Source organism: Roseateles cavernae (genome assembly GCF_040187885.1).
GTDB lineage: Bacteria > Pseudomonadota > Gammaproteobacteria > Burkholderiales > Burkholderiaceae_C > Roseateles_E > Roseateles_E cavernae.
The window spans coordinates 38,692-56,770 of sequence record NZ_JBDPLH010000002.1 but is presented as its reverse complement, the minus strand read 5'-3'; the positions used below and the strand labels follow the sequence as shown (position 1 = coordinate 56,770).

The window sequence follows — 18,079 nt, the reverse complement described above, 5'->3', positions numbered from 1 at the left end:
CACCGATCAGAACTGCGCCCGCACGCCGAAGTAGAACTGCCGGCCGCTGTTGTACAGCGAACGCAGCTGGTTCTTGTTGTTGCCGTAGTACTTCAGCGTCGGGTTGTTCAGATTGAGGGCGTCAAACGTGAAGCTCAGCTGATCGCTGAACTTGTAGCTCAGCGAGGCGGACAGGGTGCCGCTGGCGTCCATATGCTGGGCGAAGCTGCGGTCGATGCCGGCCAGGAATGAGCTGCGGTAGGTGTAGTTCAGCCGCGCATTCCATCGGACGTCTTCATAGTAGGCGCCCAGGTTGTAGCTGTGCTTGGAGGCGCCGACCAGGTCCTGGCCGGCGCTGTCCTCGCCGTCGGCATAGGTGTAGTTGGCATTGCCGCCGAAGTTGCCGAACAGCGGCGCCTGCACGGCCAGCTCCAGGCCCTTGTTCTTGGCCGACACAGTGATGGGCGCGGTCACCGTGTAGCTGCGCACCACACCCTGCTTGTCGTTGAAGAAGTCGGCCTTGTAGCTGCCGTAGCTGACGTAGGAGCCCATGTCCATATAGAAGACGCCGGCCGACAGCAGCGAGCGCGGCGCGAAATACCACTCGGCCGACAGATCGAAGTTGTTGGAGCGCACCGGGTTGAGCTGCGGATTGCCGCCCGAGGCCGTCAGCGTGTCGTCGTTCAGACCGACAGAGCCGCCCAGGGCACTGAAGTCGGGCCGCGTCATCGTGCGCGAGGCCGAGGCGCGCAGCAGCAGATTGCGGTCCAGCTCGTAGCGCAGGCTGGCGCTGGGCAGGTAGTCGGTGTAGCTGCGCTCGCTGCGGACCTGGCTGTACTTGCCCCAGGCCGAGCCCACGATGGGCTTGGCGCCGCCGGCCACATTGATCAGCGTCTCCTGCGTGGTCTTGACGACGCGCAGGCCCACATTGCCGCGCCAGCCCCTACCCGAGAGCTGGGCCATCAGATAGCCGGCCCGGGTGTCTTCCTTGAGCTCGAACTCGGCCGGCCATTCGTGGCGCACCACCGGGTCGGCATAGCGGTTGGCCAGCGACCAGTCGCGGATGGCCGCAGGGTCGAGCAGCCACAAGTCCTTCAGCACAGGGCCTCCCAGGCCGCCGCCGAAGTCGCCGGGGTATTTGCCGCCCGACCAGCCGGGAGCCCCCTTGACGCCCGTCAGCGAGGGGCGCGCCTGGATGGGCACTTTGACATCGCGCTCATGCGAGGCAAAGCGGGCACCGAACTTGACCGACTCCAGCACGCCGCGGTCCAGCGTCCAGTCGGCATCGATCTGGCCATAGCTCTCGCTGTCCAGCGACTTGCTCTGGCGGCCCCACAGCCAGTTGAAACCGGTCTGTTTGAAGTCGGCCGGGTTGGCGCCCGGAAACTCGACATGGGCCGGCTTCATGCCGTTCAAGCCATAGCCCAGGCCCGAGTTGGCCAGGTCGGCGGCGTAGGCGTGCTCCTCGGCGGTCTCGCCGACGCCACGGGTGCGGCCCAGTTGCGCCGTCAGGACCAGCGCATCGCTGAACTGATATTTGCCGTCCAGGTTCAGATAGGAGCTCTCGGCCTTGGAGCCGGGGCGGTAGATGCTGTCGACCTCGGCCACCGCCAGCGCCGTCTTGTCCCAGCTGGCGCTGCTGAGCAGGCCGTTGCTGACCACGTACTTGGACGGCGCCAGGCCGTTGACGCCCGTGTCGCCGGGGGTGTTCGGGTCGGGCGCGCGGCCGTCGAACAGGCGGTCCGGGCGGGCCAGGTAGTTGACGTTGTAATTGGCCGCGTCGAGCTTGGAGTAGAAACCGTTCAGGCCCAGGACCAGGTCGCGGCCCAGCTTGCCCTGCAGCTCGAAGGCGCCGCCCTGGCGCTTGCGTTCCTGCTGGAACAGGCTGGAGCCGATCATGGTCGGGTAGCTGACGCCCTTCAGATCGGGCTTGCTGGCCAGCACATGCTGGTGGCCCCAGGCGCTGCCGTCGAGGGTGGCATAGCCCAGGATCTCCTGGCCGTCGCGGCGCACATGGCGGGTCTGCGAGAAGATCTGGAACAGCGCCCCCAGATCGCCGGCCGCGTTCTTGATGTTCACCAGCGCGGCCAGCTGCGGATCGGTCTTGCCGGCCTTGTCCGAGTGCACGGCCTGGGCCGAAGCGAACACGGTCAGCGCCTTCTTGAACTCCAGCGGCTTGCGGGTCTCGACATTGACGGTGCCGGCGGTGCCGCCCTCGATCAGGTCGGCGCGCGCGCTCTTGTGCACCGTGACCTTGCCGACCAGCTCGGAGGGCAGCAGCGAGAAGCTGGCGCTGCGCCCCACCGAGCCGAACTGGTTCAGGATGAACCAGTCCCCAGTGCCGATGGCGTGGCCGTTGATCAGGGTCTGGGTCAGCGTCGGCGTGGTGCCGCGGATGCTGACGCGGTCGTTCTCGTCGAAGCCGCCCTCGCCGCCGGCGGCCGAGCTGATATTGATGCCGGGCAGGCGCTGGATCGAGTCGGCGACGTTCTTGTCGGGCATCTTGCCCACGTCTTCGGCCGTCACCACCTCGACCAGACCATCGGCCTGGCGCTTCTGGTTCAGGGCCTGCTCGAGCGCGGCGCGGATGCCGGTCACGACCACCGCATCCAGCGCGGTCGGCTTGGCCGCCGGTGGCGATGGCTGCGCCTGCGCGGCGCCCGTGCCCAGGGCCAGGCAGGCGGCCAGGGCCAGCGGCGTCAGCGCGGGTGTGTGGGGGGCGAGTTTGTGGGGGGCCGTAGCGTGTCTCATCGGTTTTGTGTTCTCTTGTGGGATGGCGGGACGAAGGCGGCGAGGCCTTGCGAGGCTGACTGCAAACCCGGCAGCGACCGGCATGCGTACCGGACGACAACTGGTTTTGAAGTGGTAGCAATATCGCCAGCCAGTTTTCAGGCTTCTTGAGCATCGCCTTAATGGCGCCTTAAGAGGCTTCGACTACAGTGTTGGCATGAGGGTATGTCTGGTCGAGGATGATCTGGCGCTGGGGCGCGCCCTGCAGGCCGCGCTGCAGGAATCCGGTCACGAAGTGGTATGGGTTCGGCGCAGCGTCGATGCCCGGCACTGGGTGCAGGACGAGCCCTTCGACGCACTGCTGCTGGACCTGGGCCTGCCCGATGGCGACGGGCTTGAGCTGCTGCGGCGGCTGCGCGCCCAGGGCAAGCAGGTGCCCATCCTGGTGATCACCGCGCGCGACGGCGTCGAGGACCGGCTCAACGGCCTGGACATGGGTGCCGACGACTATGTGATCAAGCCCTTTGTGATCCCCGAGCTGCTGGCCCGGCTGCGCGCGGTGGCGCGCCGCGCCGGGCGCTGGAGCGACGGCGACGCCGGCAGCCGCTGGGCCTGCAAGGATCTGGTGCTCGACGAGGGCCGCATGATGCTGACCCGCGCCGGCGAGACCGTGCATCTGTCGCGCACCGAGTTCATGCTGCTGCAGACCCTGATGCGCTACCCCGACCGGGTGCTGACCCGGCGCGAGCTGGAGGCCCGCGCGCTGCCGCACAGCGAGGGTCAGGCGCTGGACGTGCATATCTTCAATCTGCGCAAAAAGCTCGGCGAAGGCTATGTGCGCACCGTGCGCGGCATCGGCTTCGTGGTCGAGAGCGGCCCATGAAGCGCCGCACCCTGCTGGGGCGCATGCTCACGGGATTTGCCCTGGTGCTGCTGCTGGCCTGGTGCCTGCTGATCGCCTTCGAGGTCTACGAGGTCAAGGTGCTGCAGCAGCGCTACTCCAAGGCAGAGAACGACAGCCGCGCCCGCGGCCTGCTGCTGCTGGCCGAGTCGCTGCGCGACCGGCCCCAGCAACTGGCCCAGGCCATAGAAACCCAGGAGCAGCTGCGTCACCAGTACTGGTGGACGCTGGGCTATAGCGCGCCATGGATCCATCTGCAGATGTGGGTCGATGGCCGCCAGGTCTATGCCTGCAGCCCGCCGCTGCGCAGCGCGCAGCCGGCCGAGCTGACCCCACCGCCCACGCTGCCGCCCGACCGCGGCTGGAGCTATGTCCAGGTGCGCAGCGATGATGACCGCGTGGTGATCCGGCGCTGGCAGGAGCGGCCGGGCACCTGGCATTTCAGCAATGCCGGCATGGTGCACTACACCCGCCCGCTGCTGATGAGCCTGCCGCTGCTGCTGCTGCCGGCCTGGCTGATCCTGCGCCAGGGTCTGCGGCCCCTGCGCGCCATCGGCCGCCAGATCGAGCGCCGCGACGCCAAGGACCTGGCACCGCTGCCCGACACGCCCTATGCCGAGCTGGCCCCGGTGGTCGACGCGGTGAACCGGCTGATGGCGCGACTCTCGCGCCGCCTGTCGCGCGAGCGTGAGTTTCTCGTGGATGCGGCCCATGAGCTGAAGACCCCGCTGGCCGTGATCGAGGTCAATGCCGACCGCCTGTTGCGCGCCGCGCCGGCCGCCGCCCAGGCCCGTGATGGCCTGCACGAAGGCGTGCAGCGCATCACGCACACGGTGCACCAGCTGCTGTCGCTGATGCGCTCCGGCGCCGAGTCCGAGACCGAGGGCAATGCGCTGAGCCGCCAGGATCTCGCCGCCTTGCTGCGCGACCGGCTGGCGCTGCTGGCGCCGCTGGCGCATCGCCAAGGCGTCGAGCTGGAGCTGCAGGGGCCGGACGAGGCCTGGCTGCAGCTGGCCCGCGAGGGCATGGCCTCGCTGCTCGACAACCTGATCGACAACGCGATCAAGTACGGCGCCGCCCAGGTGCTGCTGCGCCTGGACGGCAGCGAGGCCGAGGGCTGGCAGCTCAGCGTCAGCGACGACGGGCCGGGCATACCACCGGCCCTGCACGCCAAGGTGTTCGAGCGCTTCTACCGCCTGCCCGGCCAGGACCAGCCCGGCAGCGGCCTGGGCCTGGCCATCGTCGAGCAGGTGGCGGCGCGCCATCGCGCGACCATCAGCCTGGGCACCGGACTCGGCGGCCGCGGCCTGGGTATCACGCTGGTGTTCGCGCCGGCCTCCCGCTCAGCGCAGCTCCATCACCAGGCCGGCCTGGTCCGCAAGCCGGTAGCTGTGGCTTAGCACCAGGGCCTGGCCGCGCGGCCCATAGCTCTGGCGGGTGATGTGCAGCAGCGCGACGCCCGGCGCCAGTCCCAGCAGCCGTGCCTGCTCGGGCGTCGCATTGCAGGCGCGCAGGCGCTGCAGCTCGCGCGTCGGGCTCAGGCCTTGCTCGGCCAGCCAGTCTTCCAGCCGGCCGTCAAACTGCTGCGGCCGGGGCAGCAGATGCAGGGCCAGGCAGCGGCTTTCCAGACCCGCCCAGCCCGGGTCCGCTGCGCCCCCCGTTGCGGCTGCCGTCTCGCGCCACTGCAGCCGCGCCACCGGCGTCTGCGGCGACAGGCCCAGCGCGAACAACTCCTCCGGCGTGGCCGCACCGGCCTCGCGCACCAGCCAGTGGCGCGGCAGGCTGGCGCCGGCCGGGCTCTCAAGTAAACGAAGGGCCGTTCCCGAGTTTGCTTGACCCCCTCGGGGGGCCTGACGCAAAGCGGCAGGTCTGGGGGCGCTCAGCAGCGGCTGCAGCGCCGGAGCCTGGGCCGCCGCGTCCACCAACGGCTGGGTCAGATAGGTGCCCGAGCCCCGCCGACGCTCCAGCATGCCGCGCTGGCACAGCAGATCCAGGGCCCGCCGCGCCGTGTGCCGCGACACCGCCAGCCGGTCCGAGAGCTTGCGCTCGGAGGGCAGGCCGGTCTGCCAGCGCCCCTGCCGCACCTCGTCCAGCAGCTGCTGCATCAGGCGCAGGTAGAGCGGCGCCGAGTCGGTGGGGGATTCGATTTCAAGCGTGTGCGACATGGTGTTGCCACTGTCGCAGCCGGGCTTTCAGCCCGGCTCAAGATTGCTTTAAGAGTGAATTAAGGTCATGCGGCGAACGATCTGCGGCAACAATCCGACGACGCCTGCCAGTGCGTCCATGGGCACATGGCACCCTCCGCTTGCAATTCTTGCTCATGATCTGCCGATGAAAACCCTGCTGCGCGCGTTTCCTGTCATCCACGGCCTGATGGCGATCCTCTTTGCCTGCGCCGCGCTGATGCTCACCCTGATTGCCGCCAAGGTCGGCTGGCTGGCCTTCGAGGGCGGGCTGGACCGCGGGGCCGCGCTGCAGATCATTGAAGCGGTCGGCCTGCTGGCCGCCGCCGTGGTGGCCCTGCAGATTGCGCAGACCATTGCCGAGGAGGAGGTCGTGCGCGACGCCCACATCAGCGGGCCGACCCGCGTGCGGCGTTTCCTGTCGAGGTTTCTCGTCGTCGTCGTCGTGGCCCTGGCGATCGAGGGTCTGGTGGCCACCTTCAAGGCCGCGCACGAAGACCCCGCCCACATGCTGTACGCCGCCGCCATCGTGCTCTCGGCCGGCGTGCTGCTGGCGGGCTGGGGCTTCTTCATCCGCATGAACCGCTACGCCGAGGAACTCGAACCGGAGGCGATGGCGGAAGCAAAGCGCGAGGACACCAAACTCAAATGACCGCTCGTTGTTGGACCCGCTCGAGGCTCAAGGCTTGAAGGCGGCAGGTGAAAGCCCCGCTGGCAAGCCCTGACCCCCTCGGGTTTTCATCCCCCGCATCCGAGCAGCCGCAACGCACCGACAGCGCCGCTATCATGATCCCGCCGCGCGATACCGTCCGGCCTCAACCCTCGAAGGAAAGAAGAGCAGCCATGGGCATCGTCTGGACCATCTTGATCGGGTTTCTTGCGGGGCTGGTGGCGCGTGCCGTCAAGCCGGGTGACGACTCGGCCGGCTTCATCGTGACCACGCTGATCGGCATTGGCGGCGCCTTGGCCGCCACCTATCTGGGTCAGGCGCTGGGCTGGTATACCGCCGGCCAGGGCGCGGGCTTCATCGCCTCGGTGCTCGGCGCCGTCGTGCTGCTGCTCGTCTGGGGCGCGATCAAGAAGAAGGGCTGAGCGGCTGCGAGCTCAGCCAAACACCACTGCCGCCGGGCTGCCCACCGCCCCGTACTGCTCGGCAAAGCGCAGCCCGCCGTCAACGGTGCTGCGCTCGAACACCGCCACATGGTCGCTGTTCTGGTTGCAGACCAGCAGCCAGCGGCCGCTTGCATCCAGCGCGGCGCTGCGCGGATAGCTGCCGCGCGTCCATTCCAGGCCGCGCAGGCGCGGTGCGCCATCGGCCAGCAGGTCGAAGATCGCGATGCTGTCGTGCAGGCGATTCAGGCTGTAGAGCTGACGCCCATCGGGCGAAACCAGCAGGCCGGACGCGAAGCTGGTGCCCTTGAAGCCGGCCGGCAGCGCGCTAACCTCGCCCAGCGGCACAAGCCGGCCTGCGGCTGCATCCAGGCGCAGCCAGCTCAAGCTCGAGGCTTCCTCGTTGAGCACATAGACCAGCTCGGGGCGCTGCGGATGAAAGACAAAGTGACGCGGCCCGGCACCCGGCGAGACCGCTGTGGCTTGGGGCGAGCTCAGGCGGCCGGTGGCGGCGTCGAAGCGCCAGACGATCAGCAGGTCCAGGCCAAGATCGCAGACGATCACGAAGCGTCCGCTGGGATCGCTGGCCGCCATATGGGCATGGGCGGCGTCGTGGCCGCTGATCGCAAAACTGCCCTCAGGGGCGCGCGCAGCACGCTGCGGCCCGGGCCGCAACTCCGGCGCGAAGGCGGTGGGCCGCACCTCGAGGGCCGGGCCTGGCCGGCCATGGTCCAGCAGCGGCAGCACGGCCACCGTGGCCCCGCCATAGTTGGCGACGAAAAGATGGCGGCCCGCCGGATGCAGGCTCAGATGCACCGGGCCGGCCCCGCCCGAGGCTGCCGTGCCCAGCGGGCGCAGCGCGCCGTCCACCGCCAGCGCATAGGCGCTGACCGAGGCAGCGGCCTCGTTGGCGCCGTAGAGCACCCGGCGACCGGCGTCCAGCGCCAGCCAGCTGGGGCTCAGTTCATTGGGGGTCAGGTCTTGTGGCTTCAGCGCGCCGCTGACCGGGTCGAGGCGAAAGCGATGGATGCCTCGGGATTTGGGGGCATAGCCGCCGATATAGACGGTCAGCGCCGGGTTCGGGAAGGAAGTGGCGGCAGCGGTCATCGGCAGGGCGGCTAGAGTCAGCAACAGGGTGCGGCGACGATTGATCATGGTCAGCAAGCCTAGCCGACCCGCAGGCCGCTGTCCGGATCGAACAGCAGGCACTCGTGGGGAAGGATGTCCAGCGCCAGCGGGGCGCCGGTCATGGCCCCGCAGCTGGGCTGAATGCGGCAGCACAGGCGCTGGCCATCCAGCGCGAGCATCACATACGTGTCGGCACCGGTGGGCTCGACCAACTCGACCACCGCCTCGAAGCGATGGCCGCCCGGCGGCGCCTCACCCTGGGCATTGACGATCAGCTCGGGCCGCAGGCCCAGCAGCAGCTCGCGGCCGGCCCAGGCGGCCAGGCGCGGATTGGCGAGCGCCAGGCCCATGCGACTGCCGGCGCCGGCCAGGCGCAGCAAGGGCGTGCCGTCCTCGACATCGACGCGCACGCGCAGCCAGTTGATGGCCGGCGCGCCCATGAAGCCGGCGACAAAAAGCGTGGCCGGGCGGGCATAGATCTCGGTCGGCGTGCCGAACTGCTGGATCTGGCCATCCTTCATCACCGCGATCTTCTGGCCCAGGGTCATGGCCTCGACCTGGTCGTGCGTGACATAGACCGAGGTCGTGCCCAGGCGCTGCTGCAGCAGCTTGATCTCGGCACGCATCTCCACCCGCAGCTTGGCATCGAGATTGGACAGCGGCTCGTCGAACAGAAAGACCTTGGGCGAGCGCGCCAGCGCCCGCCCCATCGCGACGCGCTGGCGCTGGCCGCCCGAGAGCTGGCCGGGCCGGCGCGCCAGCAGGGGCTGCAGCTGCAGCATCTCGGCCACGCGGGCGACCGTGGCCTCGCGCTCGGCCCTGGGCACCTGGCGCATCTCCAGGCCGAAGCCGAGGTTCTGCGCCACCGTCATATTCGGGTAGAGCGCATAGCTCTGGAACACCATCGCGATGTCGCGGTCCTGCGGGCTCAGCTGTTCAACACGCCGGCCGCCGATATGGATCTCGCCGGCGTCCGGCGTCTCCAGCCCGGCGATCAGGTTCAATAGCGTGGACTTGCCGCAGCCCGAGGGCCCGACCAGTATCAGGAACTCGCCGTCGGCAATCTCCAGTTCTATGTTCTTCAGCACCGCCTGGGCACCGAAGCCCTTGCTCAAATTCTTGATCGCAAGCCCGGTCATCTGTACTCAACCTTTTACTGCACCGGCCACCAGGCCGCGGGTGAAATGCCGGCCGGCCAGCAGGTAGACGGCCAGCGTCGGCAGGGCCGCCAGCAGGGCGCCGGCCATCTCGACGTTGTATTGCTTGACCCCGCCCTCGCCGGCCGCGCCGAGCTGGGCCAGGGCCGCGGTGATGGGCCGGTCGCCGTCGCCGGTGAAGACCAGGCCGAACAGGTACTCGTTCCAGATCGTCGTGAACTGCAGGATCACGACGACGACGAACACCGGCTTGGACAGCGGCAGCACGATGCGGGTGAACAGGGCCCAGAAGCCGGCGCCGTCGATGCGGGCGGCGCGCAGCAGCTCGTCCGGGAAGCCCAGGTAATGGTTGCGGAAGAACAGCGCCAGCGGCAGGCTGTAGATCACATGGATGGCGATCAGCACCCCCAGCGACTTGCCCAGGCCCAGCCTGGCCAGGCTGATGGCCAGCGGCAGCAGATAGACCTTGATCGGCAGGAACAGCGCCACCAGCAGCAGCAGGAAGATGGCCTCGCTGCCGCGAAAACGGAACTTGCACAGGATGAAGCCGTTCAGCGCTGCCAGCAGGCTGGACGCCGCCACCACCGGCAGCGCCAGCAGCAGGCTGTTGCCGAAGCTGCCGCCCAGGGCGGCCCAGGCCTGGCGCCAGCCCTCAAGACCCGGCACCCGGGGCCAGCCCAGAAAGCCGCCCTGGGCCAGCTCGGCCGCGCTCTTGAAGGAGTTCAGGAGCATGAAGGCCAGCGGCAGGATGAAATAGATCGCGAACAGCGCCGCCAGCGCGTAGGCCAGACTGCGCTTAAGCATGACCTGCCCCCTGGCGCGAACTGGCACGGCCACGCGCATAGGCGTAAGGCAAGGCAATTGACAACACCATCATCATCATCACCATCGCGCTGGCCGCGCCCAGACCCAGGCGGCTGCGCTCGAAGGCCATCTGGAACATATACAGGGCCGGCAGCTCGCTGGCGTGGCCGGGCCCGCCATCGGTCAGCGCCACCACCAGATCGAAGCTCTTGATCGAGGCCGGCAGCAGCACCAGCAGGGCCGAGAACAGGCTGGGGCCCAGGGTTGGCAGCAGGATGCGGCGGTACAGCGTGAAGCCGCGCGCGCCGTCGAGCCGGGCGGCATTGACCACCGCGTCGTCCACGCCGCGCAGACCGGCCAGGAACACCGCCATCACAAAGCCGGTGATCTGCCAGACCGCCGCGATCACCAGCGTGTACAGCGCCATCTGCTCGTCGGCCAGCCAGTCGAAGCGGAAGTTGCTGAAGCCGAGCTGGCGCAGCCCTTGCGGCAGGCCCAGCTCGGGGTCCAGCAGCCAGCGCCAGACCGTGCCGGTGACGATCAGCGACAGCGCCATCGGGTGCAGATAGATCAGGCGCAGCGCGCCCTCGGCGCGCAGCTTCTGGTCCAGCAGCACGGCCAGCAGCAGGCCCAGCGCCAGCGGGATCGCGATGAAGAGGCCGGCGAAGCGGGCCAGATTGGCCAGCGCGGCCAGCCAGCGCTCATCAGCAAACAGGCGCTGGTACTGCATCCAGCCGACGAACTCGCTGCTGGGCAGCAGGCCCGAGCGGGTCAGCGAGATCCAGCCGGTCCAGGCCATGAAGCCGTAGAAGAACAGCAGGCAGACGATCAGCGAGGGCGCGATCAGCAGCGGCGGCAGGTGGCGGTGTTGCAATTTCATCAATCGACCACCCGGGCTGCTTTCACGAGGCGCGCCTGCGCCTGCTCGGCCGTCATCCGATCACTGGCCCAGAAGGCCGCCACCACATCGCGGTAGGCGCCGTGGGTGGCCTCGGGCAGCTGGGCGCCCAGGGCCAGGGTCAGGCGGCCATCAGCGCCGCTCTTCTTGAAGTCGGCATAGGAGCGCTGGGCGCAGGCGTTGAAGCCCGCCAGATCGGCATCGACCCGCACCGGAATGCCGCCCTTGCTGCGCGCGAAGCGGGTCGAGGCCTCGGGCTGCAGCAGGGCCTCGGCCAGCCGCGCCTGCTGGCGCGCCTGGGCCGGGCTGGCGGGCTTGAAGAACAGGATGCGGTCGAACTCGAAGTAGTGCAGATCGCCATGGCCCGGCGCGGCCGTGCAGTCGTAGTCGCGCCCGGCCACCCAGCCGGCCTTCAGGAACTCGCCATTGGCCCAGTCGCCGGTGAACTGCATCGCGGCCCGGCCCTGTATCAGCAGGCTGGTGGCCACGGCCCAGTCGCGCCCGACCTGGCCGGCATCGGTATAGCGCTTGACCCGCTTGAAGTCGCGCAGCATCGATAACATCTGCGGCCCGCCCAGCAGCGTCGCGTCGCCCTTGACCAGGGCCTGGCGGAAGAAGGCCGGCCCGCCCTGCCCCAGCACGATATTGGCGAACACGCTGAACTGCTGGCCCACCGTGCCGCCTATGGCCAGCGGAATCACGCCGGCCGCCTGCAGCGCCTCGGCGGCCGCGAAGAACTCCGGCCAGCTGCGCGGCACGGCCAAGCCATGGCGCTTGAGCAGGGCCGTGTTGCTCCACAGGCTGTTGAGGCGGTGCACGTTGATCGGTACGGCCACCGCCTTGTCCTGGTACAGCAGCTCGGTGTAGATCGCCGCTGGCAAGACCTGGCCCCAGCGCTGGGACCGGGCCACCGCCGTCAGGTCGGCCAGCGGCACGGCCTCGCCCCAGACCCAGACCGCCTTGTCGAGCTGGGCCAGCGCCGGCGGATGACCGGACAGGAAGCGGGTCTTCAGCAGGGTGTTGGCATTGCCGGCCCCGGCCACCGGCGACTCGCGCCAGTCCACCCCGGCCTCCCGCGCGGTCTGGCGCACTTCGGCCAGGGTCTGCGCCTCGCTGCCCGAGGTCCACCAGTGCAGCAGGTCCAGCGGCTGGGCGCAGACCGCGCCCGCGCCCAGCAAGGCCATCAACAACAAAACAGTTTTCAAGAGCAGGCCTCCAACAGGCTCTCCAGTGCCGGCACCAGGGCCAGCACCACTTCGTCGACCATGGGCGCGGCAGCGTCCAGCGTTTGCTGGGCGGCGCGGCGCCGCGCCTCGGGCAAGACCTGGCCCTGCTCGACAGCGTCCAGCAGCTCCAGGCCCAGCGCGCGCAGCCCGGGCAGGCGCTCGGCCAGCGGCAGCAGCGCCGCCAGACCGGCGTAGCCACGCAACAGGGCCGGCAGCCCGCTCCAGTCCTCGGCCAGCAGCGCGCGCCAGCGCGCACTATCGATGGGGGCACGCGCCAGCTCCTGCATCAAGCGGTTCTCGGCCGGCAGTACATCGGCCAGGCGGTTCAACGGCTCGTCCAGGTGGTAGCGCCCGCCGAGCTTTTTGCGGTGCTGGCGGGCGTAGTAGCCGGCCGGCTCGAGCAGGCACACCAGGCGCTGCAGCTCGGCCAGCGCGCGCTCGTCGCCGTCCACCAGGGCCAGCAGGCCCTGGCGATGCTGAGCCTCGTGCTGCAGACCGAGCTCGCGCACGGCCCACAGCGACACCGCATCCAGGCGCTGCAGCATGGCCGCCTCGCCGGGCGGCGGCGCGGCCGACCAGAAGCGCTCGGCCACCGCGAACAGGCGCGGCCACAGGCGCAGATCGATGTTGTGGGCGTCGACCAGCTCGCTCCACAGCGCCGCCTCGGCCCCGCGCACCCGCGCGAGCGCTGCCTCATCCAGCGGCGCCGGCGCAGCGCTCGGCTGGTCCGGCGCATACAGGGCCTCGCCCTCGGCCGGGTAAAGCACATTGGCGATGCGCATCACACCCCGCAGCCGTGCCGACGGCGCTTCCTCGTGCAGCCGCGCGCTGAGCTCACCCATCCAGGTATCAAGGCCGAAGCGCAGCTCGGCACCACGCCAGGCCAGCGTCCGCAGGGCCAGCGGCGTCTGGCCCTCGAAAGCGATCCAGCCGCGCCACTGGCCGGCCTTGTCCTCGATCAGGCCCAGCTCGGCGCGCAGCTGCTGCACGCCCAGGTCCAGATGCAGGCGCCAATGGCGCGCCAGCTCGCCGGGCCGGCAGCGCAGCTTGGGCGCGGCCGGCGGCAGCAGGGGTCGGCGCCAGTGGTAGGCGCTGGCATGGGGCTGATCCAGATAGAAACCGGCCGACAGCAGCACCGCATGGCCGCGCCGCGCCATCCGGGCCAGGCTGTCGGGTCCGCGCCAGGACTGGACCATCACCTCGGCCGGCAGCGCCTCGTCCTCGCCGAGCTCGTCCCAGCCCAGCATGCGTTTGCCGTGGCGGGCCAGGATCTCCAGCAGCCGGCGATTGAACAAGGCCTGCGTGGCGCGCGGCGCCAGGCCCAGCGCCTGCCAATGGCTGCCCTCGACCTCGTCGCCACCGATATGCACAAAGGGATCGGGGAAGACCGTGGCCCATTCGGTCAGGATGTGGTCGAGGAACTCGTAGACCTCGGGCTTGCGCGGATCGAGGCAGGGCTTGAAGACGCCGAAGCCCCGCTCTGTCTCATACGGCCCGGGCGCGCTGAACAGCTCGGGATAGGCGGCGGCCAGCGCCGTCGTGTGGCCTGGCACATCGAGCTCGGGCACGACGCGGATGCCGCGCTCGCTGGCATAGGCCACCAGCTCGCGCGCCTCCTCCAGGCTGTAGCACTGCCCGCCGCCGGCATGGCTCTGCAGGCGCGGATAGCGCTCGGAGGCCAGGCGCCAACCCTGGTCATCGGTCAGATGCCAGTGCAGCACATTGAGCTTGGCGGCGGCCATGCCGTCGAGCTGGCGCTTGAGCACCGCCAGCGGCAGCCAGCGCCGCGCCACATCGATCAAGAGGCCGCGCCAGGGGTAGGCCGGTGCGTCGATGATCTCGACGCAGGGACAGGTCTTGCCATCGCGCAGCTGACTCAGCGTCTGCAGGCCGCGCAGCGCGCCGAACACCGTGGCCGCATGCAGCACGATGCCGCTCTCGCGGATCGCCAGGCGATAGCGCTCGTCCATGCCAGGCGGCGGCGGCGCGCCGTCGTCGGGGGTGTCGAGCAGCAGGGTCAACTCGCCGGGACCAGCGATGCGGCGCAGCGCTGCGCGGGTCGCCGGCAGATCCTGCCCGTCCTGGACCGGTAGCCCCTCAAGGCAGCGCAGCTCGCGCGGCCAGGGCATCAGAGGCGCCGTCATCGGCAATGGCCCATCGGCCGGCAAGAGAGAACACACAGCATCGAGAGCGTCAGGGAACAGGCCGCGTCGGGCCGGCCGGGGGAAAACATCAGGGCCTACAACTGTCGCCGGTATCGGCGGGCAGCGGGTTCAATATTGAATTAAGGAAACTGCAAAAAACCCACCTCGCAGCGTCGCTGCGAGGTGGGGAGGACGGCGCTGCCGTCGGCTCAGTAGTAGACGGTGGCCCGCACGCCCAGCATGCGCGGCGGGGCGAAGGTGGCGCGCACATGGCCGCCGACAGGGCTGGCGTCGATGAAGGTCTTGACCACGTTGTCGCTCAGGTTGGTGCCCCAGAGCTCGACGTCCCAGCGCCCCTTGCCATCGGCCAGCTTCACGGCGGCATTGATATTGCCGTATGACTTCTGGAACTGGCCCAGGCTCGCGTCATCCAGATTGCGTGCCCGGAAGTACATCTTGCTCTGCCAGCGGTAGCTCAGCGACGGCGTGAGCACCAAGTCGTCGGCGACATCGAAGTCATGCGCATAGTGGAGCGCAAACGAGTATTTCGGCGAGTTCGGCAGCTGCTTGCCGCGCACGTCGTAAGGCCGCTTCGAGGCCAGCAGCGGGTCCGAACCGACATACAGCGGCGGGCATGGGTTGGCCGTGTTGGCGCGGTCGCCGCACAGCCATTCATCGCTGAAGGTGTGCCACTTCTTGATGCTGGTATCCAGCAGCGAGGCGTAGCCCGACAGTCGACCGTCGCGCCATGGCAGCGCCTTGAACTCAAGCTCCAGCCCGCGGATGCTGGCGCTGCCGATGTTCTGGGTGGTCCAGCCGCGCACCAGGCAGGTCGTCGATGTGCCGCTGCAGTTCTCGCTGCCCACGGGCTGGCGAGCGCCTATCGTGTGCATATCGGTGTACTGCATGCCTTCGAAGTCGGTGTTGAACAGCACGACGCTCAGGTCCAGCTTGCGGTTCAGCAGGCTCGCCTTGTAGCCCAGCTCCAGGTTCTTGGTGGTCTCCGAGTCGTACTCGCGGAAGTACATCCGGCTCGCCTCCATGGCCGGGTCGGCGCATTTGTATTTCCTCTCCCCGCATTTGTCGGCCGGATCGGAGAAGCCGCCGGGCCGATAGCCGGTCGCCAAGGACGCGAACAGCATCTGGGACTTGTCGAGGTCGTACTGCAGGCCCAGGCGGTAGGTCTTGGACTTGTAGGTGTCCGAGTGCGTGTTCAGCCCGACATTGTTCGGATAGATGCCCAGGCCGGCCCAGGGACCCATCTCGAAAGTCAGGTCGGTGCCATTGTGGGGAATTCCGGCACTCAGCGGCGGCGGCGTGTATTTGCCGTTGTAGTACCAGGTTCCGCCGCCATAGTTCTCGGAGCTGCGCCCCGCGAGATCGGCGCGCGTGTCTTCGCTGATGCGCAAGCCCACGGTCGCGGTCCACTGTTCGCCCAGTTTCAGGTCACCTTGGGCGAAGAAGGCCTTGGACTCGACCCGGCGATCGGTCTGGCTCCAGAAATGCCCGGCCGGCAGGGCCGTCCCGCCATTGGTCAAGCGATCCTGGGCCTGGTCGATGGCGTTCTTCTCGCGCATATCGAAGTAGCCCGCGACATAACGCCATTGCTTGGTGTCCTGCTTGATCTGGATTTCGTTGACCATGGTGCGGTAGCGCGAGCCCAGCACATAGGTGGCTTCGTCGGTCACATGCGGCCGGGAGCCGGTCAGCGAGCTGCTGCCTGGGTTGTAGACCCAGACCTCGCTGTCCAGCGGATGCAGGCCGCCGTCATTGTCCTGATGCTGGACGCGCTTCTGCACCGAGTAGGAGTTCTTCAAGGACAGCTCGGCGCTGTCGCTGAACTTCCAGTTCAGGTTGTTGCGCAGGGTGTCCAGGCTCATGTCGATCTTGCCGGGCACATTGATCTTGGCATGCCACTGCCCTTCCGGACCGCAGGCCCAGCGCGAGCCCGCCGCCATGCCGCAATCGCGCAGATAGACCTCACCGGCCCCCTTGTTGTGGAAGCGCTCGACCGTGCTCTGCAGATCGAGCTGCGGCGACAGCGCCCAGCGGGCGCTGAGGCGGCCGGCCCATTGGTTGGAGTTGTAGTAATGGTCGCTGGGCTTGAGCACGCGGTTCAGGCGCTGATCCACATCGGGCTTGCCGTCCGGCGTGAACTTGAAGCCACCCTTGCCATCGGGGACGCGATAGCCCCGATCGGTCAGATCACGCTCCTGGCTGATGAAGCCATCGCGGGTGTCGCGCATATAGGCCATGCGCAGCGCGAAGCGCTCGCCGAGCGACTTGTTGTAGACGCTGCGCAGCTGGCGGCCGTTGTAGTCGCTGAGCTGCAGCGAGGTCCAGCCATAGTCGGACTTGAAGTCGGGTTTGGCCGACAGCACATTGATCACGCCGGCCGTCGAGCTGCGGCCGAACAAGGTGCCTTGCGCGCCGCGCAGCACCTCGATGCCGTCGAGGTCGAACATCAGCGCCAGCGCCCCCTGCGGACGCGGTGAGTAGACGCCGTCGATATGCACACCGACGGCCGGATCGCCGATCTCGGTGAAGTTCGTCGAGCTGACCCCGCGGATCGACATCGCCACCCCGGAGTCGGCCGGCGACAGGCCGAACTGCACATTGGGCACCATGCCACTGAGGTTGCGGATTTCCTTCACGTTCTCGCGGACCAGATCGTCGGCCTTCAAGGCCGAGACGGCCACCGGCGTCTTCAGCAGATGGGTGGTCCGGCGGGTCGCCGTCACAGTCACCTGGGGCAGCTCATTGACCTCGCTGCCCTCCTTGGCCGGTCGCGGCTGGGCGTTCCTTGCGTCGGCCGGCGCCTGCGCCAGAACGGGCAGGCCCAGGCTCATCACCAGCGCGCTGACGGCCAGGCTGGCCGCGCTGCGATGCAGGCGCGCTGCGGTGGATCCCATGTCTTTCTTCTTCACTATGTCTCCTTCGTGGTTGATCTTGCGGGGTCGGATGAATGGAGTGCCCGCGCCGGGGCCTCAGCAGCCGAGCCCCTGGCCCGGCTCCACCTTGAACAGCGCGCTGTAGTCGCGGAACAGCTTGATGCGCCGGTTCAGATTGCGCGCGGTCGGCGCATCGGGGGCCTTGTCGCATTCGAGGGTGCCGTTGATGGCGCGCACCGCTTCGCCGAAGCCGGCGCCGTCGACGATGGCCTGGTGGCCGGGCATGCGGCCCGGACCGCTATTGCTCATCCAGTACCAGATCGCGGTCTGCCAGGCGATCTTGGCGTCGCGGGCGACGCGGTCGGGGTCGGCCCAGAGCGCCTGGCCCAGGCCCAAGGCCTGGCCGGCCGCCAGGTACTGGTAGTTCCAGCTCAGCTGGATCGGACCGCGGCCGTAGTACTGCTGGCCGGGCGCGCAGCTCTCGCCGGGGCCCTGACGGCAGTAGTTGTTGTGATTGGCCTGGTTGTACTCGCGCAGCGCGCGCAGGAAGTCGGACTCGTGGGCGATATTGGCCAGGAAGGCGGCCATCTCGCGCCGGCGCACCGCGTCGCTGCCACGGCCGGCGAAGGCCGGATAGCTGGCGACGGCTTGCACAAAGCCCTCGTAGCTGTAGAAGTCCAGACGGTCGGGAAACAGCGCATCGAACTGCGCCCGGCTGGGCAGGAACTGCGCGGCCAGGCCCGGCTCGGGTTCGGGCTCAGCGCCACCGCCGCTGCCAACACAGGCGGCACAGGCCGCCAGCAGCAGGGCGGCCAGCGCCCCGTTCAGCATCTTCACAAGCATCTCCTCCATGAACATCCGTCTCGTGACTTCGAGGCCGGACTATCGCGAGTGCTCGTTTTAGGAAGCCTCAAGGCTGCGTTAAGCC

The 18,079-nt window shown here is 68.7% G+C and carries 14 protein-coding genes; 4 read left to right on the top strand and 10 right to left on the bottom strand.

Going from position 1 to position 18,079, the window contains the following annotated elements:
- Positions 1-6 precede the first annotated feature (6 nt).
- A complete protein-coding gene (locus ABGI63_RS07105; protein ID WP_349741780.1) occupies positions 7-2,730 on the bottom strand; it encodes a TonB-dependent receptor in 2,724 nt (907 codons plus the stop codon).
- 196 nt (positions 2,731-2,926) lie between these two features.
- Between ABGI63_RS07105 and ABGI63_RS07100 the strand changes: the two genes are divergently transcribed.
- Together ABGI63_RS07100 and ABGI63_RS07095 are read left to right on the top strand one after the other, a co-directional pair.
- Positions 2,927-3,592, top strand: coding sequence for a response regulator transcription factor (locus tag ABGI63_RS07100; RefSeq protein ID WP_137944793.1), 666 nt, complete (start codon positions 2,927-2,929; stop codon positions 3,590-3,592).
- Positions 3,589-5,010 carry an ATP-binding protein gene (locus ABGI63_RS07095; RefSeq protein WP_349741779.1) on the top strand — a complete coding sequence of 474 codons (1,422 nt, stop codon included), beginning with the start codon at positions 3,589-3,591 and terminating at the stop codon, positions 5,008-5,010. The genes ABGI63_RS07100 and ABGI63_RS07095 overlap by 4 nt, the downstream gene beginning before the upstream one ends.
- On the opposite strand, the gene ABGI63_RS07090 is transcribed toward ABGI63_RS07095, so the two are convergent.
- Positions 4,954-5,775 carry a GntR family transcriptional regulator gene (locus ABGI63_RS07090; RefSeq protein WP_349741777.1) on the bottom strand — a complete coding sequence of 274 codons (822 nt, stop codon included), beginning with the start codon at positions 5,773-5,775 and terminating at the stop codon, positions 4,954-4,956. The genes ABGI63_RS07095 and ABGI63_RS07090 overlap by 57 nt on opposite strands.
- 166 nt (positions 5,776-5,941) lie before the next feature.
- Between ABGI63_RS07090 and ABGI63_RS07085 the strand changes: the two genes are divergently transcribed.
- Both ABGI63_RS07085 and ABGI63_RS07080 read left to right on the top strand, forming a co-directional pair.
- Positions 5,942-6,445 (top strand): hypothetical protein, encoded by a 504-nt coding sequence (locus ABGI63_RS07085; RefSeq protein WP_349741776.1) that lies wholly within the window; start codon positions 5,942-5,944, stop codon positions 6,443-6,445.
- A 191-nt stretch (positions 6,446-6,636) separates the two neighbouring features.
- On the top strand, positions 6,637-6,885 hold the full coding sequence (locus tag ABGI63_RS07080; protein WP_137944788.1) for a GlsB/YeaQ/YmgE family stress response membrane protein: 249 nt from the start codon (positions 6,637-6,639) through the stop codon (positions 6,883-6,885).
- Positions 6,886-6,897: 12 nt separating this feature from the next.
- Here the strand turns inward: ABGI63_RS07080 and ABGI63_RS07075 are convergent, their stop codons facing one another.
- The 8 genes from ABGI63_RS07075 to ABGI63_RS07040 form a co-directional block, all read right to left on the bottom strand.
- Positions 6,898-8,058, bottom strand: a complete 1,161-nt coding sequence (locus ABGI63_RS07075) for a lactonase family protein (RefSeq protein ID WP_349741775.1) — start codon at positions 8,056-8,058, stop codon at positions 6,898-6,900.
- Positions 8,059-8,069: 11 nt separating this feature from the next.
- A complete protein-coding gene (locus ABGI63_RS07070; protein WP_349741773.1) occupies positions 8,070-9,170 on the bottom strand; it encodes an ABC transporter ATP-binding protein in 1,101 nt (366 codons plus the stop codon).
- 6 nt (positions 9,171-9,176) lie between these two features.
- On the bottom strand, positions 9,177-9,992 hold the full coding sequence (locus ABGI63_RS07065) for a carbohydrate ABC transporter permease (protein ID WP_349741771.1): 816 nt from the start codon (positions 9,990-9,992) through the stop codon (positions 9,177-9,179).
- A complete protein-coding gene (locus ABGI63_RS07060) occupies positions 9,985-10,872 on the bottom strand; it encodes a carbohydrate ABC transporter permease (RefSeq protein WP_349741770.1) in 888 nt (295 codons plus the stop codon). The genes ABGI63_RS07065 and ABGI63_RS07060 overlap by 8 nt, the downstream gene beginning before the upstream one ends.
- Complete coding sequence (locus tag ABGI63_RS07055; RefSeq protein WP_349741768.1) at positions 10,872-12,095, bottom strand: ABC transporter substrate-binding protein; 1,224 nt, start codon at positions 12,093-12,095, stop codon at positions 10,872-10,874. Before ABGI63_RS07055 ends, ABGI63_RS07060 begins: the two co-directional genes overlap by 1 nt.
- Positions 12,092-14,260, bottom strand: coding sequence for a family 20 glycosylhydrolase (locus ABGI63_RS07050; RefSeq protein ID WP_349741766.1), 2,169 nt, complete (start codon positions 14,258-14,260; stop codon positions 12,092-12,094). The genes ABGI63_RS07055 and ABGI63_RS07050 overlap by 4 nt, the downstream gene beginning before the upstream one ends.
- Positions 14,261-14,469: 209 nt before the next feature.
- Entirely contained in the window at positions 14,470-17,172 is a 2,703-nt protein-coding gene (locus ABGI63_RS07045; protein WP_349741765.1) for a TonB-dependent receptor, read from the bottom strand.
- A gap of 75 nt (positions 17,173-17,247) precedes the next feature.
- Positions 17,248-17,982 carry a chitinase gene (locus tag ABGI63_RS07040; RefSeq protein ID WP_349742384.1) on the bottom strand — a complete coding sequence of 245 codons (735 nt, stop codon included), beginning with the start codon at positions 17,980-17,982 and terminating at the stop codon, positions 17,248-17,250.
- Positions 17,983-18,079: the final 97 nt, after the last annotated feature.

Coding starts and splice junctions, on each gene's coding strand:
- ABGI63_RS07060 (WP_349741770.1), bottom strand. CDS start 10,872: ATGAAATTGCAACACCGCCACCTGCCGCCGCTGCTGATCGCGCCCTCG.
- ABGI63_RS07075 (WP_349741775.1), bottom strand. CDS start 8,058: ATGATCAATCGTCGCCGCACCCTGTTGCTGACTCTAGCCGCCCTGCCG.
- ABGI63_RS07100 (WP_137944793.1), top strand. CDS start 2,927: ATGAGGGTATGTCTGGTCGAGGATGATCTGGCGCTGGGGCGCGCCCTG.
- ABGI63_RS07080 (WP_137944788.1), top strand. CDS start 6,637: ATGGGCATCGTCTGGACCATCTTGATCGGGTTTCTTGCGGGGCTGGTG.
- ABGI63_RS07065 (WP_349741771.1), bottom strand. CDS start 9,992: ATGCTTAAGCGCAGTCTGGCCTACGCGCTGGCGGCGCTGTTCGCGATC.
- ABGI63_RS07050 (WP_349741766.1), bottom strand. CDS start 14,260: ATGACGGCGCCTCTGATGCCCTGGCCGCGCGAGCTGCGCTGCCTTGAG.
- ABGI63_RS07095 (WP_349741779.1), top strand. CDS start 3,589: ATGAAGCGCCGCACCCTGCTGGGGCGCATGCTCACGGGATTTGCCCTG.
- ABGI63_RS07070 (WP_349741773.1), bottom strand. CDS start 9,170: ATGACCGGGCTTGCGATCAAGAATTTGAGCAAGGGCTTCGGTGCCCAG.
- ABGI63_RS07090 (WP_349741777.1), bottom strand. CDS start 5,775: ATGTCGCACACGCTTGAAATCGAATCCCCCACCGACTCGGCGCCGCTC.
- ABGI63_RS07045 (WP_349741765.1), bottom strand. CDS start 17,172: ATGGGATCCACCGCAGCGCGCCTGCATCGCAGCGCGGCCAGCCTGGCC.
- ABGI63_RS07040 (WP_349742384.1), bottom strand. CDS start 17,982: ATGCTGAACGGGGCGCTGGCCGCCCTGCTGCTGGCGGCCTGTGCCGCC.
- ABGI63_RS07085 (WP_349741776.1), top strand. CDS start 5,942: ATGAAAACCCTGCTGCGCGCGTTTCCTGTCATCCACGGCCTGATGGCG.
- ABGI63_RS07105 (WP_349741780.1), bottom strand. CDS start 2,730: ATGAGACACGCTACGGCCCCCCACAAACTCGCCCCCCACACACCCGCG.